Raw genomic sequence first — 15,789 nt, 5'->3', positions numbered from 1 at the left:
ACGCCACCCCCGACCGGAGGCCGGCCCACGCCTCGTTCTGCGGAGTGAGCCGGGGCGGATCGCCGCGGAGGCCGCGAACCGTCCGGTGCTTCGGACCGGACAGTTCACGACCTTCCGGGTCGGATCGGCCGAACGGTGACGAAGCCGGCGGCCGGCTGGTGTCAGGCCAGCTTGATCGAGTCGCCGTCGACCTGGATCTTGACGGCGGCGAGCGGCTTCGTCGCCGGGCCACCCTTCACCGAGCCGTCGGCGGCACTGAACATGCTGCCGTGGCACGGGCAGTTGATGGTGCCGTCCTGCACACCCGCGACCGTGCAGCCCATGTGGGTGCAGACGGCGCTGAACGCCTTGAAGGTGCCCGCGCTGGGCTGCGTCACGACGACCTTCTGGTCCTTGAACACCATGCCGCCGTTGACGGGGACCTGCGAGGTGGTGGCGAGCGCGTCACCACCACCGCCCTTGGTCGCGTCGTCGCCCGGCGCGGCCGCGTCGTTCGGCGTCTGCGTGGGGCTCGAGTCGTCCGTCGTGGTTGTTGTGTCGCCGCTGCCCGCGCCGGTGTCACTTCCGCCGCATGCCGCGAGGAGCGGAACGGTGGCACCAACCGCGGCAACACCACTCAGGACGCGTCGGCGCGTCAGCGGGCCAAGGTTCTCCGGCGTGTCGCGCTTCGATGTCTCCACGTGTTCCTCCGTCGGGTCATGAGTCCTGCCGATGTTCCCTCATGACACGCGGCACGGGAGCAGGTGGTTCAGCGGCGAAGGCGATTTGTCCCTTTCTCACCCCAATCGGGTGACATGGAAGGAAGTCGCCGCATTCGGGGTGGGCCGGTCAGCTCATGGTCGGCCAGTCCGGCAGTGCCCCCTCGGAGGTCCAGGCGAACGGCACCGGCTCGCCGACGATCTCGAGGTTGGACTGGGCCTCGACCTCGCCGCGCATGCTCTCGGCCACGAGTAGCTGGACCGTGTCCAGGGTGTCGTGCACCCGGACCAGGCGGACGTTCTCCGGATCGGGCCGCCCGCACATGAGGATCGCGGCGGCCAGGGCGTCCCGGTCCGTGGGAAGCGCGATGGGCATCTTGGCGCGCCGTACGCCGCCGATCCCGGAGGTCATCGCGTTGACGTACAACGCGTTCAGGTCGATGTCCTCGAGAACCCGGAAGGGCACGAAGTCGGCGAGGCCCACGCCGACCGCGTTGCCGTAGGAGGCCTTGCTGATCGCGTGGACGGTGATGTTGGTGATCCGCGGCCGCTCGGGCTCGGCGACACCGGCGATCCACATCCGGCCGATGACGTTGGTGTCCATGCCGGAGCCGGACTTGTCCTTGCCGAGTTCGTCGACGACCAGCACGTCGATCTCGTCGAAGGGCAGCCGGCCGAGCAGCCGGCCCGCCTCGCGCAGGAGCGCGGTCTCGGCCGGCCCCGCGATCCCGTCGGGCTCGACGAACGCCACCCGTGCGGTGTGCTCGTGGGCGTTCTCCACGATTCCGAGACCCCCGAGCACCCGCCCGGTGTCGAGGATGTGCCGAGCGACGGCCGGCACCCAGCGAGCGAGCCCCGCCGAGCCGTAGATGTGGATGCCCTCCGCGCCGCGCTGCTTGCCGAGGCCGATGGCGGCGATCTTCGCGAGGCCGCTCTCCACGTCGCCGTGGAAGTCGGTGTGCGGCTTGATCCGGTTGACCAGCAGGATCCCGTCGGCCTGGGCGGCGTTGGCGTCCAGGTGGACCTCCGGCCCGTCCGGCACCCTGCCGAGCACCACCGTGTCCATGGTCGCCCGCAGCGGGACGCCCATGGTCTCCTCGGTCACGCCGTAGGACGCGAGGACGGCGAGCTGGCCAGCCGCCGTCGCACCACCGTGGGACCCCATCGCGGGGACGATGAACGGCTCGGCGCCGGCCGCGCGCAGCCAGTCGCACGCCGCCCGGACGACCCGGGCCAGGTCGTGGATGCCCCGGCTGCCCGCGGTGACCGCGACGCTCATGCCCGGACGGATCCGGGCTCGCAGCGGCTCCAGTTCGCGAGCGGTCGCGGCGGCCACGTCGTCCTCGACGGGTACGTCGTAGTGCTGCCGCACCGGAAGTAGCCGCGGGAACGGCGCCCGCGGCGCCAGGTCTCGTACCCGCTCGAACGGTCCGAGCCCGGTCGGCTCGCTCGTCGTCGGCGTCATCGTCCGCCCACCTCCTGCGTTCTCTCCAGGGTCCTTCGCACGGTCCTACGCAAAGTCGCCCGCATCACTACATCACCGCGCCCAGCTGCCACGGCACGAACTCCTCGTCGCCGTAGCCGAGCTCCTCGCTCTTGGTCTGCTTGCCGGAGGCGACCTCCAGCACGTGGTCGAAGATCTGCCGACCCATCTCGGCGACGGACGCCTCACCGTCGGCGATCACGCCGCAGTTGATGTCCATGTCGTCGGTCATCCGCTGGTAGACGTCGGTGTTGGTGGCGAGCTTGACCGAGGGGGTCGGCTTGCAGCCGAACGCCGAGCCGCGCCCGGTGGTGAAGCACAGGACCTGCGAGCCTCCGGCCACCATGCCGGTCGCGTTGACCGGGTCGTAGCCCGGGGTGTCCATGAACACCAGGCCCTTGGCGGTGATCGCCTCCGCGAACTCCACGACGTCGGCGAGGTTGGTGGTGCCGCCCTTGGCGGCCGCGCCGAGCGACTTCTCCAGGATGGTGGTGAGCCCGCCCGCCTTGTTGCCGGGCGAGGGGTTGTTGTCCATCGAGCCGGAGTGCTTCGCGGTGTAGTCCTCCCACCAGTGGATGCGCCGGATCAGCTTCTCCCCGACCTCGGTGGTCGCGGCCCGGCGGGCCAGCAGGTGCTCGGCGCCGTAGATCTCCGGCGTCTCACCGAACACCGCGGTCCCACCGTGGGCGACCAGCAGGTCGGCGGCCGCGCCGAGCGCGGGGTTGGCGGTGATGCCGGAGTAGCCGTCGGAGCCGCCGCACTCCATGGCGAGGACGAGTTCGCTCGCGGAGACCGTCTCGCGCGTGACGTTGTTGACGTCCGGCAGCATGTCCTTGATCCGGGCGATGCCCTCCGCGACCGTCTTGCGGGTGCCGCCGAGCTCCTGGATCGTCATCGGCACGGTGATCTTGTGGGCGGGGATCTGCCAGTGCTCGACCAGCGAGGACACCTGGTTGACCTCGCAGCCGAGTCCGAGGACCAGGAAGCCGGCGAAGTTCGGGTGGTTGGCGTAGCCGGTGAGGGTCCGCCGCAGCACCTCGAAGCCCTCGCTGCCCGGGCCGGCCATGCCACAGCCGGTGTCGTGGGTGAGGGAGACGACGCCGTCGACGTTCGGGAACTCCGCGAGGCCGTCGTACTTGAACCGCTCGGCGATCAGCTTCGCGGCGGTGGCCGAGCAGTTGACCGTGGTGAGGATGCCGATGTAGTTGCGCGTCGCCGGCCGGCTGTCCTGACGGACGATGCCCTGGAAGGTTGCGCGCGCGTTCTCCGGCACGTAGGTCGTGGGCCGGGCGTCGACGCCGAAGTCGTATGCCCGCTCGAACATCTGGAAGGCGGTGTTGTGGGTGTGCACGTGCCGGCCGGGTGTGATGGCCGCGCTCGCGAACCCGATCACCTGGCCGTACTTGCGGACCGGCTCGCCCTCGGCGACGGGCGCCACGGCGACCTTGTGGCCACGGGGCACGGCGTCGGTGACGGACAGCGTCCCACCGGCGCGCAGCGCGTAGGTTCCGGGTTCGAGATCACGCATGGCGATCACGACGTTGTCGTCCTCGTGCAGCCGGAGCGTCAGCTCAGCGAGCGCGGGATGGTCCATGGATGACGCCACCCTCCAAGACATCTGATGTTTCAGTGTCGCAGATCGTACTCGTTTCAAGCCTGCCCCGGGCCGGACGTGCGCTCGTGACCTAGTGTTGGGCACCTGTCAGACCACCCAGCGTCCGATGGTGGTCACCTGGGAGGCACTCGCGGAGATGACGGACCAGAACACGCGCCGGCCGGAGCCGGTCTCGGTCAGGCCCGGCGGAGACCTCACCTCCGTCAGTCGCTCCGGGCTCGCCGACCAGCTCGCCGAGCGGCTGCTCGACGAGATCGTGGCCGGGGTCTACCCGCCGGACAGCCGGCTGCCTCCCGAGCCTGTCCTCGCCGAACGCGCCGGTGTCAGCCGGCTGACCCTGCGTGAGGCCATCAAGGACCTCCGTCAGCGCGGTGTCCTCCGGGTCCAGCAGGGCCGCGGCACCTTCGTCAACCAACCCGACACCTGGGCACCGTTCGACAGTACGGTCCTCAACGCCCGGGCCCTGCTCGAGTCCGGTTACGAACTCGCCCACGAGCTCACCGAGTTGCGCCGCATCGTCGAACGCGGCATCGCCGAGCTCGCCGCGGTCCGGCGCAGTGACGCGGACCTCGCCCGGATGGAGGCCGCGGTCGCGACGATGAAGGAGGCGTGGGCGGCACAGGACCTCGACACCTTCAGCTCCGCCGACGTCGACTTCCACGACGCGCTGCTGCGCGCCGCGGGCAACACCTTCGCCCTGACGCTCTTCCACTCCGTGGACGGCGCGCTGCGGACCGTACGCCGCCGGACCGTGGAGGAGAACGCCGAACTCGCCGAGCGCGCCATCGAGCTGCACACCAAGATCATGAGCGCCGTCCGCCGACGCGCCCGTCGGGCCGCCGGCGCCCTGATGGACGAGCACCTGCAGGAGACCGAGGACTTCACCGCCCAGCTCGCGGCCGCGTCCGCGGCCCGCACGGGCACCGAGGCCCGCGGGGCCGGCGGACGTTAGCCACCGTCGCGACGTGCTACCGGTTCAGCAGATCTCGAGGGTGTCCAGGTCGGGGGTGGCGGGCCTGGCGTACGACGTCTCCCGGCCGTACCAGAACGCCGTCGAGGCGATGTCGTCCTGCAGCGGGAGGTAACGCCCGCCCGACCGCCAGCCGAGCGCCTGCACCGTGACCTTCAGGTCGGTGGCGAAGCGGATCGGGTCGAGGATGTGCCAGCGGTACATGCCGAAGCGCTGCTGGCTCTGGTAGAGCCCGTCCGGCGCGATGATCTGGTGCAGACCGAGGAACGGCGTGGAGAACGCCGTGTAGCCCTGCCCCGGCACGTCGAAGTTCCAGGCCCCACCGAAGTAGTCCTCGGTGCCGGTGCCGCAGATCGTCGGGAACTCCTCGTCACCGTCGAGGAAGAACTTCAGCTCGCCCTCGCCCCACCAGCCGGTGCTGTTGACGCCCCAGGCGAGGTAGGTGCCGACGTAGTGCCCGGCGCCCTCCACGTCGTCGAGGATCGTGTGGACGTCCTTGGAGACCAGCGGGTTGCTCCGGCGCCACTGCGAGTGGAAGTAGGCCACCTCGTCGCCAAGCTCGGTGAGGGTGTAGTCGACCTGGTAGTAGACGATCACATCCTCCTCGGCGAGGTTCTCCAGCGTGACCCGGGCGTTGCGCAGGAACGGCATCGCCCAGTAGGAGTTGAAGCCGCCGTTCGGGTTGACGGCGATCGGCAGCGAGCTCAGCTGCGCGAACTTCCCCCAACCCTGGCCGAAGAAGTCACCGACCGGCACCTCGACCGCGGGCCGGGTGTCGCCGTCCCAGTAGAAACGCAGCAGCAGCCGCCGCCAGTTCGACACGTGGGTGGTGAGCCAGATGTGCTGGATCGCCCCCGGCCCCTCGACGTCGGCCAGCGTCGCGGTCTCGCCGGCCGTGATCCGAATGGACGGGGACACCTTCCAGCCGAGCCCGAGGTCGCGGGCCGCCCGGGCGCCCGTACCCTCGGTCGCCGCGCCGCCGCGGCCCTTCTCACCCGTGGGGTTCTCCGCGCTGACCGAGCGCGTCACCGCGCCGGACAGGTGCACCAGATCGCCCAGGCCACTCACGAGGCCGGAATAACCATCACTCACGCGACTGCCCTTTCCTACCGCCTGCATCGACGCACCGACGCTATCGGCAAGGGCCTTTCTTGTGCCGATCGTGCAGACGACGATGTGCCGTAACGCCTGTCCAGTAGCGGACGCCTACAGCTGCGGAAGCTCCTCGCCGTACACCGCCTCGATGTTGAGCTCGACCCTGATCGAGGGGCCGACCGCCGCGACACCCGCGCGGACGAGTTGGTGGTAGCTGATCGCGAAGTCCTCGCGGGACAACTCGGTGCTCGCCAGGAATCCGGCCCGGATCCCGCCGAAGGCGTCCGGGCCGCTGCCGTGGTAACGCAGGTCGAGCCGAACCGGACGGGTGATCGCGTTGATCGTGAGCTCCCCGTCCAGTGCCCACAGGTCCGCGCCCGTCGCTGTCAACCGGTGGCTGCGGTACTCGATCCTCGGGTGGCGTGCGACGTCGAGGAAGTCGGCGGTGCGCAGGTGGTCGTCCCGTAGCTTGTTGCCGGTGTCGATGGTGTCCGCTCGGATGACCGCGTAGACCCAGGAGTCCTCGATCGGACGGGCGATGTGGATCCGGCCGCCGAAGTCCGTAAAGCGCCCCTTGACGCTGGCCAGCCCGAGGTGGCGCGCGGTGGCCTCCACCCCGGAGTGCGTGGGATCGATCACCCACGGTCCCTCCGCCGGGAGTGGAAGCTCACTCACCCGTGGCAGGTTCACCACGCCGAGCGTCGCGCCGCTCCCGGCGACGACCGCGGTGCGGGCCGTGGGACTGTGCCCCGGCGCGGTCACGATGACGGTGTAGGTGCCGACAGGCAGCGGGTCGGTCACGACGTGTCCCCCCGCGTCCGCCTCCGCGCGGGCGACCTGCTGGCCGTGCAGGTCGGTGACCGTCACGATCCCGTGCGGGACCGGCCACCGGTCGGGAGTCCGCAGCTCGGCGGTGAGGACGGCGTACGAATGACCAGGGTTTGGCGTGTTCGGCATGCGATTCCTCACGCGTCCGCGTGGCCGAGTTCGACGTCGTACGCGTTCACCTCTCCGCCGGCGAGGTTCAGCGAACTCGCCACGGCCGGATAGCCCGAGGTGACGACGGTGTACTCCCCCGCCACCAGGTCGTCGAAGGCGTAGCCGCCGTCCGTACCGGTGTAGGTCGTCCGGACGATGTTGCCCTCTGGGTCGAGCAGGGTGACCCTGGCGTCGGGGATCGGCTGCCGGCCGTCGCGGGTCCGTGCGGTTCCGCGGACGGACGCCTTGGCGATGAGCTCGACGTCCTGCCGCGTCTCGCCGAGGCCGGCCACGGTGACCGGCAGCGCCACCGGCTGGTAGCCCTGCGCCCGCACCGCCAGGGTGTAGGTCGCCGCGCCCACGTCCTCGAAGCGGTAGGTGCCGTCGGCACCGCCGGTCCGGGACGCCACGACCTCGCCGCGGGAGTCGGCGAGCACCGCCACGGCACCCGCCACAGGCAGCCCGGTGTCCGCCGAACGCACCTCGCCCACCAGGCCGCTGACGCCGGTGAGTACGACGTCGACGGTGACCGGTGCGTCGTCGACCACCACGGTCGCGGCCTGCGGCTGGCAGGCCGGGGCGGAGGTGATGAGGACGTAGGTGCCGGGAGCGTCGGCCAGGAGCTGGTAGCGGCCCTGGTCGTCGCTCGAGGCCCGGCCGACCTGGTGACCACCGAGGTTGATGAGCGTCAGCGCGGCGCGGGCGACGGGAAGACCGTCCGGACGGTGCACGAAGCCACGGACGATCCGCTCCGGCCCACCAGCCGCGGTCTGGCGTCCGAACGACGGCTGCTCGGCCGCGGACATCATGGCGGCGCCGGCCGGAGCCTGCGCGGCCAACGTCGCGCCACCGACCCGGTCGAGCCGGTGCACACCGTTGACCTGCCCCTGCGGTCCGGGACCACCGACGCCGACCAACGTGTCGCGCCGCACCGGTTCCTCGACCTTGATGTCGAGGCCGGCCAGGTCGGCCGCCTCCGTGGCGAGTTCCTCGGCGGCGGTCGGCGGGGTGGCGGTCGGCGGGGTGCCGTTCGCGCGCTCGCTCTCCAACTGCTGCTCGATGCCGCTCTTGGTGCCGAGCGGGATCTCCTTGATGAACAGGATCGCGATCAGCGCCAGGACCGCGATCGGGGTGGCGACGAGGAAGATGTCGGCGATGCCGTCGCCGTAGGCCGCCTCGACCACCGTCCGCACCGGTGGCGGTAGCTTCCGCACGTCGGGCACCGCGTCTCCGCCTGCTGGAAGCGGCAGACCGAGGCGGGCGAACCCGGCACTGATCGAGGACAGCACCTGGCTGTCGAGGACGGCGCCGAGGGCGGCGACGCCGACCGCGCCGCCCATGCTGCGGAAGAACGCCACACCCGAACTCGCCGCGCCCATCTCCTTGACGGAGATGGTGTTCTGAACGGCGAGGACGAGGTTCTGCATGCACATGCCGACGCCGAGTCCGAGGATCAGCATGAAGGCGCCGATCTCGATGAAGCTGGTCTGGTAGTCGATCGTGCCCATCAGGCCCGCCCCGGCGACAATCAGGATGCCGCCGAGGACCATCCAGCGCTTCCACCTGCCGGTGCGGGTGATGACCTGGCCGATCACCGTCGCCGACAGCAGGCTGCCGATGGCCATCGGGATGCTGATCAGGCCGGTCTCCGTCGGGGACTTGCCGCGGGCGATCTGCATGTACTGGCTCAGGAAGACCGACGTCCCGAACATCACCACACCGACCGCGACACTCGCCAGGATGGCGAAGACGAACGTGTGGTTGCGGAACAGCCACAGCGGCAGGATGGGTTCCTTCGCGCGGGTCTCGGCGATGATCGCGAGCACGACCAGGACCACGCCGAGCACCGCCATGATCGCGGAGGTCCGGGACGCCCACTCGAACTGGTTGCCCGCGAGGGTGACCCAGATCATCAGGTCGGCGATACCACCGCTGAGCAGGATCGCGCCGAGATAGTCGATGCTCACCTTCCGGCGGACGCGCGGCAGGTGCAGCGTCTTCTGCAGCACGGCGAGCGCGATCACCGCGAACGGCACACCGACGTAGAAGGTCGACCGCCAGCCGAGCGAGGAGTCGGTCAGGACGCCACCGAGCAGCGGCCCCGCGACGGTACCCACGGCCATGACGGCGCCGAGGAAGCCCATGTAGCGGCCGCGCTGCCGAGGGCTGATGATGTCGGCCAGGATCACCTGCGACAGGGCGGTGAGGCCGCCCGCGCCGATGCCCTGGAGCACCCGGAACCCGATCAGCATGCCGGCGCTCTGGGACAGCCCGGCGAGTGCCGAGCCGACCACGAACACGACCAGCGCGATCTGGACCAGGAGCTTGCGGCTGAACAGGTCGGCGAGCTTGCCCCAGAGCGGTGTGGTCACCGTCATCGCCAGCAGGGACGCGGTGACGACCCAGGTGAACGCGGACTGGCTGCCGCCGAGTTCACTGACGATTCTCGGCAGTGCGGCCGAGACCACCGTGGACGAGAGGATCGTGACGAACAACCCGAGCAGGAGCCCCGACAGTGCTTCCAGGACCTGCCGGTGGGTCATCGGCTCCGCCGGTATCGCCGCCTCGGTCTGGGTCGTCATGAGAGCGCTTTCACTCCTGTTCCGTGGGTGGTCTGGTCGAGGTGACCGGAGTTCCTGGTGGGCCGTGCGCGTTCGAGGTCGCCGCGCAGCCGGTCGAGCTGGGCGGTCAGGAGGGTGAGCTCCTCGCCCGTCCAGCCGTCCAGCGCGGCCTCGAAGCGGCTGGCGACACTGGCGCGGACGCCGTCGAGTTCGCGCTGGCCGGCCTCGGTGACGAAGACGAGATGTGCGCGGCCGTCGTTCGGGTCGCGGTGCCGGCCGACGTAGCCCGCCGACTCCAGCTGGGCGAGCTGCCGGCTCGCCACGGAGACGTCGACCTGCATGTACTCGGCGAGGTGACTGACCCTGATCGCGCCCAGGCGCGACAGGGCAGACAGGACGCCCAGCGCGCCCAGATGACAGGTCGAGCTCGCCGTGGCCATCAGGTCCTTGCGGATGAGAACGACGTCATTTAGCGCCCGGATGAGCTCTTCGAGCTGTGCGCGGGTCATTCGAGACCACCACCCATCGTTGCCCTGAGCAACCGTATACACATTTAGGTGCCCTGAGCAACTAACTGTCACCATTCACTTTCGTCCAGGTCGGTCGTCGACCTTCGTGGGTGTCTGGCGGCGACCGGAACTGGTCGGATGGCGGCAGCGCCGAGGGACACCCAGCGACTCGACGCCGCCGCCTACGGACGACGCCAACGGAGGACGCCGAGCCGTGTCGCGCGCCCAGACCTGACATCTTCGGAGGAGCACGGATGGTTCGACCCCCGAGCACGGTGACGACGTTCGTGTTCGTCACCGGCGCGAACGGCACCAGCACGGCAGCCAACGAACTCGTGGCGCGGGGACACCGATGGCTCGCCGTCGACCTCGCCGGCCACGGGTCCACGTCCGGCCAGTTCCGCCTCTCCTACCAGGCCCCGCAGGACCTGCTGGCCTTCGCCACCGAGCCCTCACCCATGGCCGGGGTGACGCTCGACGACTACGTCGCCGCCACGGTCGCCGTCGTCCGCCGCGTCGCGGAACACGGCCCTGTGGTCCTGGTCGGCGGCAGCATGGGCGGCGCCGCCGTGAGCCAGGCGGCCAACGCGGTCCCGGACCTGATCGACCATCTGGTCTACGACTCGGCGTACTGCTGCGTGGACCTCGCGAGCCCCGCCGAGTACCTCCAGACGCCGGAGGGCCGCGCGTCCCGGGCGATGGACCTCCTGGGCGCCGTCGTCGGCGATCCGGCCGTGCTCGGGGTGATCCGGTCGAACTGGCGTACTGCTGACCGAGGTTTCCTCGCGCGGGCCAGGGACGCCCTGATGGCCGACGCGACCGAGCCGGAGTTCCTCGCCGTGCTCAACACGCTGCAACCCGACGAGGGGCTGACCATCAGCGTCGCGGACGCGCGCGGCGAGGCGGACACCTGGGGTCGGATCCCGCGCACCTACATTCGCCACACCGAGGACAGGATCATCCCGCTCGCCCTGCAGGACCGGATGATCGCCGAGGCCGACGCGCTCACCCCGGACAACCCCTTCGCGGTGGAGTCGGTGCGGGCCAGCCACGTACCCACCGTCGCGAGGTTCGAGGAGATCGTCGACATCCTCGACCGCCTCGCGAGGCGACGGACCGACGGATCAGGAGTGTGGGCCCAGGGCGTGTCCTAGATCGCCGGACACGACCTAGAACGGCAGGTCGTTGAAGCGGTGCAGGAGCCGGCCCATCGTCTCGAGGTCGCGGCGGGGCCAGGCATCGAGGAGCTCCCGCAGCCGGGCGCGACGCGCCTGTTGTGCGGTGGCCAGTCGTTCGACGCCTTCCTCGGTGAGCCGCAGGGTGACCGCTCGCCGGTCCTCGGAGTCACTGACCCGCTCGACGAGGCCGAGCCGCTCCAGGAAGCCCACCTGCCGGCTGATGGTCGGCTTGCCGACGCCGAAGTAGGCGGCGATGTCGGTCATCCGTGCGCCACCGGTCTGCTGGAGGTTGAGCAGCAGGCCGTACGCCGCCGCTCCCACGTCGGGGTGGACCTCACGGGCGATGGCTCCCGAGGTCGCCCGGGCGCGACGCAACAGGACCGCGAGCTCGTGCTCGACGCTCTCCACCGGATCGTCGGTGCTCACCCGGTTGCCTCCTGGACGTGCTGGTGCGGCGCGGCCGCCGCGTCACGACAGTCACCGCGTGATGACAACGGTAATCGTCGTGTTCCGACCGCACGCACCCACTCACCCACACGTCGCCGTACGACCTCCGGGGCGCTTCACCAGGAACCACCGGGTCGGCGTGCCGCTGCGGGCGTCACGCCGCCCTGGAGCACGCCTAGCGGAAGTGCTGGGGACAGTAGAACGACCCGGAGCCAGGGTCCCAGACCCAGCCCTCGTGGTCGGTGAGATACATGCGCACCTGGCGCGGGGATCCGACCCAAAGCCCGTGGTCGTGCGGCTGGAACACCATGCAGGCTTGGCATTCGTCGCAAGTGACCATGGCGAGGTAGCCGACTTCTTCGTCGCCACGTATACGTATCATCGCCGGACGATACTACTCATAACCTCGCGAAGCGGAACGTCAGGCCTCACCCCCGCCGACGCCAGCGACTACCGACAGCGACAGTGCGCAACGAACGCTGGACATGTGCCTAGCGATAGCGGCCCGCCTGCATCTCGAACATCGTCGCGTACCGACCACCCAGTGCCACCAACTCCTGGTGAGCGCCGGCCTCGACCACCCGGCCGTCGTGGACCACCAGGATCTGGTCGGCCATCCGTACGGTGGAGAAGCGGTGACTGATCAGCACCCCGGTCCGCCCGGCCAGCAGGCTGCGGAAGTTGTCGAACAGCCGGCGTTCGGCGTCGGCGTCCAGGGCCGCCGTCGGCTCGTCGAGGACGACCAGACCGGCATCCCGCAGGAACCCCCGCGCGGTCGCGAGCTTCTGCCACTGACCGCCGGAGAGTTCGACGCCGCCCTCGAAGAGGCGGGTGAGCGGTGTGTCGTAGCCGGCGGGCAGGGACGCGACGACCTCGTCGGCTCCTGACCTGCGCGCCGCCTCCTCCACCCGCGCGGACAGCTCCGGACCGTCGACGTCCCCGACGGCGATGTTCTCCCGCGCGGTCAACGCGAACCGCGCGAAGTCCTGGAAGACCGCGCCGAGTCGGGTACGGAACTCGGCCAGGTCGTAGGCCGCGAGCGGGCGGCCGTCCAGCCGGATCTCGCCACTGGTCGGGTCGTACATCCGGGTCAGCAGCTTCACCACCGTGCTCTTGCCCGCGCCGTTGTCGCCGACGACGGCGGTGACGCTCCCGGCGGGCAGGACGGCGTTGACGCCGCGAAGGACCGGCTCGGTGGAGTAGCCGAAGTGGACCTCGCGCAACTCGACCGCGTGTTCCGGTCTCCCCCGCGCGGGCTCCGCCGTGTCGGCCGGCGCGACGGCGATTCCGGGAACGGCGCGATCGACGAAGCCGAAGAGTTGGCGGAAGTACAGGCCCGTCTCATAGACCTGGCCGAGCGACATGGACAGACCGAAGAGCCCGGCTTCGAGCTGGATCATCGCGTTGACGTACAACGCGACGTCCCCCGGGCCGAGTCGGCCGGTACCCACCTCCCGCAGCACGAACCAGAAGCCCGCCACCAGTGCCGCGCCGTGCAGGAACGCGAACGCCGTCGACGCCCGCAGATGCCGCAGCCGCGCGGCACGGACCTCGGCGTAGGCAGCCTCGAACAGCCGCTCGTACCTCGCGAGAAACCACCCACCGAGGCCGAACGTCCGCACCTCCTTGGCCCCGTCGGCCTGCGTCGTGAGCCGTACGCAGTAGTCCATCTCCCGCGCGGGCCGCGACTGCGCCGCCATCGTCTCGAACTGCGAGCGGTGCATACGGCGCTGCGTGACGAGGTGCGGGACGACCGTCGCCGCCAGGCCCAGCGCCAGGAGCGGATGCAGCCCGGCGACGAGCACCAACAGGCCGACCAGCGTGAGGCACTGCCCGGCGGCGTTCTGGGCGAAGACCGCGAAGTGCGACGCGTGCATCGCGGCGGCGCGGGCGTGCTGCTCGTCGTCGTGGAACGCCGGGGTCTCGATCCTGGTGAGGTCGGTCAGCCTGCGCCCGGCCTCGATCAACTCCCGGTCGACGGCGCCGACGGCCTGGTCGTCGAGGGAGACGGTCATGGTCTGCTGCACGGGCGCGAGCACCGCCGGAACGACGAGGGTCAGCGCGTACCCGACCGCCGGCACGAGCACCGCCGTGGCGACCCCGGGTGCCGGTGTGGCCAGCTGGTCGACGACCTGTTTGAGCAGCCAGGGCTGCAGCACCGACAGGACGCTCGCGAGGAGCACCAGGAGCGTCGTGACGGCGAACACGCGGCGGTTCGCGAACACCAGACGCACGCCGCGGCCGTAGACGCGCGCGGTGTCCCAACAGCCACGCAGGCCCCTCATCGAGTGCTCTCCCGCCGGCCGTCGGGGTCGGGGTCGTCGTCGGGGCCGGCGTCTGTGTCGGCGTCGAGGTACTGGGCCGCCTGGGTGGTGTAGAGCCGGGCGTACTCACCGCCCGCGGCCATCAGCTCGTCGTGCCCGCCGTCCTCGAGCACCCGACCGCCGCGGAGCACGACGATGCGGTCGGCCATCCGGACCGTCGAGAACCGGTGGCTCACCAGCACCGTCATCCGGCCGCGGGTGAGTTCGGCGAAGCGTTCGAAGATGTCGTACTCCGTGCGCGGATCCAGTGCCGCGGTGGGCTCGTCGAGCACCAACAGCTGGCTGTCGCGGGCGAAGGAACGGGCCAGCGCGAGCTTCTGCCACTCCCCGCCGGACAGTTCCCGGCCGCCGAACCGCGCGCCCAGCTGGGTGTCCAGTCCGTCGGGCAGCCGGTCCAGCAGGTCCTTCGCCCCCGCGCGTTCGGCCGCTGCGAGCAGCAGCGCGCGGTCGTGCACCTGCTCCACCCGGCCGAAGCCGATGTTGTCGGCCGCGCTGAACTCGTAGCGCAGGAAGTCCTGGAAGAGCACGCCCAGCTCACGGCGCAGGTCGTCGAGGTCGTAGTCACGCAGGTCGTGGCCGTCGAGCAGGATGCGTCCTCCGGTCGGGTCGTACATGCGCAGGATGAGCTTGACAAGGGTCGTCTTGCCGGAGCCGTTCGGCCCGACCAGCGCGCAACTCTCCCCCGGCCGCAGCCGCAGCGACAGCCCGTCCAGCACCGGCTCGTCCCGGCCGGGGTAGGCGAAACTCACGTTCTCGAAGACGATGCCGTCGCGGATCGGGCGCGGCGCCGGCCGCGGGTTGGTGGCGACCGGCAGGTCCGGCGGTGCGGTCAACACCCGGGACAGGCTCGGCAGGAACGCGAACACCATCGGCAGGAACCCGACCTGGAACCCGATCGCCGACAGCGTGCTCGACAACGCCGCGGCCGCTCCGCCGTACAGTACGAGGTCACCGACACCGCGCCGGCCCCGCGCGACCTCCCAGGCCGTGAGGACGAACACGGCGCCCGCGCCGGCCGCCGCGAGGGCGGCGTACCCGCACATGGGGCGGGTCAGCCGCCACCGCATCCGGTCCAGCTCCCCGACGGAGCTTTCGAACGCGTCGTCGTAACGTCGACGGAAGAAGCCACCCAGTTCGAAGAGCCGCACGTCCTTGGCCGCCTCGGGGCGGATCAGGGCGTTCCGGCTGTACTGCAGCGTGCGGGCCTGCGGCGTCTGGACGTAGATCCGGCTGCCGGTGCGGTTCTGGAAGTCGAATTGCCGGGTGAGGGACGGCAGGTTCGCCGCGAGCAGCAGGAGGGGTACGAGCGGGTGCAGCCCGGCCAGTGCCCAGCACAGCCCGATCGCGGTGCAGCCCAACAGCAGCGTCCGCGCGCCGTAGACGACGAGTTCCAGCCCGGACCGGGCGGCATAGCCGCTCGAGCGCTCGAGGTCGTCGGCGGTCGAGGGGTCCTCGAAACGGGCGAGGCCCGGCCAGCGGTTGGTCGCCCGGACCAGCGCGCCGGTGACGTGCCCGACCAGGCGGTCACCGACCAGGCTCTGGAACGTCCGGGAGAACGGTTCGATCAGCGCCGCGGCGGCGAAGGTCGTGGCCAACAGAAGAACCGACCAGACCAGCGGAGGTCCGCTGCCGGCCAGGTGCGTCGCACCCACCTCCCGGGCGGCGGCGTCGACCACGTCGCGGGACAGGGCCAGCTGCAGCGGGGTGAGCGCCGCCTGAACCGCCAGCAGGCACACGAGCGCGACCAGGAATCTCGGATCCGCCTGCCAGGCCAGGCGCAACGCCATGCGGCCCAGAGACGCGTTCTCCACGATGCGGTCGACGAGCGATTTCGGCTGTTCAGTATCGGTTTCGACTCCCATGGGCCCCCGTTCCCAAACCGCACCAGTATGCCCGGATTGGGAGTGGAGTCAACGGGAGTGCCGCGGCCG

The 15,789-nt window shown here is 70.5% G+C and carries 12 protein-coding genes; 2 read left to right on the top strand and 10 right to left on the bottom strand.

The features are described 5' to 3' along the window. Positions 1-161: 161 nt before the first annotated feature. From HEB94_RS53770 to HEB94_RS29880, 3 genes are all read right to left on the bottom strand, one after another. Positions 162-680: a Rieske 2Fe-2S domain-containing protein gene (locus tag HEB94_RS53770; RefSeq protein WP_192752966.1), complete on the bottom strand. Its 519-nt coding sequence runs from the start codon at positions 678-680 to the stop codon at positions 162-164. A gap of 148 nt (positions 681-828) precedes the next feature. After that, on the bottom strand, positions 829-2,163 hold the full coding sequence (locus HEB94_RS29885) for a nickel pincer cofactor-dependent isomerase, group 22 (protein ID WP_192752965.1): 1,335 nt from the start codon (positions 2,161-2,163) through the stop codon (positions 829-831). 67 nt (positions 2,164-2,230) lie between these two features. Next, the gene (locus HEB94_RS29880; RefSeq protein ID WP_192752964.1) at positions 2,231-3,775 is read right to left on the bottom strand and encodes a UxaA family hydrolase; all 1,545 of its coding nucleotides are present in this window, start codon (positions 3,773-3,775) and stop codon (positions 2,231-2,233) included. 127 nt (positions 3,776-3,902) lie between these two features. Between HEB94_RS29880 and HEB94_RS29875 the strand changes: the two genes are divergently transcribed. Next, complete coding sequence (locus tag HEB94_RS29875) at positions 3,903-4,748, top strand: FadR/GntR family transcriptional regulator (RefSeq protein WP_192752963.1); 846 nt, start codon at positions 3,903-3,905, stop codon at positions 4,746-4,748. A 24-nt stretch (positions 4,749-4,772) separates the two neighbouring features. Here HEB94_RS29875 and HEB94_RS29870 read toward each other — a convergent pair whose 3' ends face one another. The 4 genes from HEB94_RS29870 to HEB94_RS29855 form a co-directional block, all read right to left on the bottom strand. Then, complete coding sequence (locus HEB94_RS29870; protein WP_337918048.1) at positions 4,773-5,858, bottom strand: glycoside hydrolase family 172 protein; 1,086 nt, start codon at positions 5,856-5,858, stop codon at positions 4,773-4,775. 114 nt (positions 5,859-5,972) lie between these two features. Further along, the gene (locus HEB94_RS29865) at positions 5,973-6,818 is read right to left on the bottom strand and encodes a YceI family protein (protein ID WP_192752961.1); all 846 of its coding nucleotides are present in this window, start codon (positions 6,816-6,818) and stop codon (positions 5,973-5,975) included. An 8-nt stretch (positions 6,819-6,826) separates the two neighbouring features. Further along, positions 6,827-9,421: an MFS transporter gene (locus tag HEB94_RS29860; RefSeq protein WP_238361674.1), complete on the bottom strand. Its 2,595-nt coding sequence runs from the start codon at positions 9,419-9,421 to the stop codon at positions 6,827-6,829. After that, positions 9,418-9,909, bottom strand: coding sequence for a MarR family winged helix-turn-helix transcriptional regulator (locus tag HEB94_RS29855; protein WP_192752960.1), 492 nt, complete (start codon positions 9,907-9,909; stop codon positions 9,418-9,420). The genes HEB94_RS29860 and HEB94_RS29855 overlap by 4 nt, the downstream gene beginning before the upstream one ends. A gap of 254 nt (positions 9,910-10,163) precedes the next feature. Here HEB94_RS29855 and HEB94_RS29850 point away from each other — a divergent pair, with 254 nt between their 5' ends. After that, on the top strand, positions 10,164-11,063 hold the full coding sequence (locus tag HEB94_RS29850; RefSeq protein ID WP_192752959.1) for an alpha/beta fold hydrolase: 900 nt from the start codon (positions 10,164-10,166) through the stop codon (positions 11,061-11,063). Positions 11,064-11,078: 15 nt separating this feature from the next. Here HEB94_RS29850 and HEB94_RS29845 read toward each other — a convergent pair whose 3' ends face one another. The 3 genes from HEB94_RS29845 to HEB94_RS29835 all read right to left on the bottom strand — a co-directional run bounded on the left by HEB94_RS29845 (position 11,079) and on the right by HEB94_RS29835 (position 15,720). Then, entirely contained in the window at positions 11,079-11,513 is a 435-nt protein-coding gene (locus HEB94_RS29845; RefSeq protein WP_192752958.1) for a MarR family transcriptional regulator, read from the bottom strand. Positions 11,514-12,025: 512 nt separating this feature from the next. Then, positions 12,026-13,819, bottom strand: a complete 1,794-nt coding sequence (locus tag HEB94_RS29840; protein WP_192752957.1) for an ABC transporter ATP-binding protein — start codon at positions 13,817-13,819, stop codon at positions 12,026-12,028. Continuing rightward, positions 13,816-15,720, bottom strand: a complete 1,905-nt coding sequence (locus tag HEB94_RS29835; protein ID WP_192752956.1) for an ABC transporter ATP-binding protein — start codon at positions 15,718-15,720, stop codon at positions 13,816-13,818. Before HEB94_RS29835 ends, HEB94_RS29840 begins: the two co-directional genes overlap by 4 nt. Positions 15,721-15,789 lie beyond the last annotated feature (69 nt).

It is taken from the genome of Actinopolymorpha pittospori (genome assembly GCF_014873875.1).
GTDB classification, from domain to species: domain Bacteria; phylum Actinomycetota; class Actinomycetes; order Propionibacteriales; family Actinopolymorphaceae; genus Actinopolymorpha; species Actinopolymorpha pittospori.
The sequence above is the reverse complement of the archived record's forward strand: the minus strand, read 5'-3'. Positions and strand labels throughout refer to the sequence as shown.

Bases quoted from the DNA above. Each gene is read 5' to 3' on its own strand.
- HEB94_RS29840 (WP_192752957.1), bottom strand. From the start codon at position 13,819: ATGAGGGGCCTGCGTGGCTGTTGGGACACCGCGCGCGTCTACGGCCGC.
- HEB94_RS29865 (WP_192752961.1), bottom strand. From the start codon at position 6,818: ATGCCGAACACGCCAAACCCTGGTCATTCGTACGCCGTCCTCACCGCC.
- HEB94_RS29850 (WP_192752959.1), top strand. From the start codon at position 10,164: ATGGTTCGACCCCCGAGCACGGTGACGACGTTCGTGTTCGTCACCGGC.
- HEB94_RS29875 (WP_192752963.1), top strand. From the start codon at position 3,903: ATGGTGGTCACCTGGGAGGCACTCGCGGAGATGACGGACCAGAACACG.
- HEB94_RS29835 (WP_192752956.1), bottom strand. From the start codon at position 15,720: ATGGGAGTCGAAACCGATACTGAACAGCCGAAATCGCTCGTCGACCGC.
- HEB94_RS29855 (WP_192752960.1), bottom strand. From the start codon at position 9,909: ATGACCCGCGCACAGCTCGAAGAGCTCATCCGGGCGCTAAATGACGTC.
- HEB94_RS29860 (WP_238361674.1), bottom strand. From the start codon at position 9,421: ATGACGACCCAGACCGAGGCGGCGATACCGGCGGAGCCGATGACCCAC.
- HEB94_RS29885 (WP_192752965.1), bottom strand. From the start codon at position 2,163: ATGACGCCGACGACGAGCGAGCCGACCGGGCTCGGACCGTTCGAGCGG.
- HEB94_RS29880 (WP_192752964.1), bottom strand. From the start codon at position 3,775: ATGGACCATCCCGCGCTCGCTGAGCTGACGCTCCGGCTGCACGAGGAC.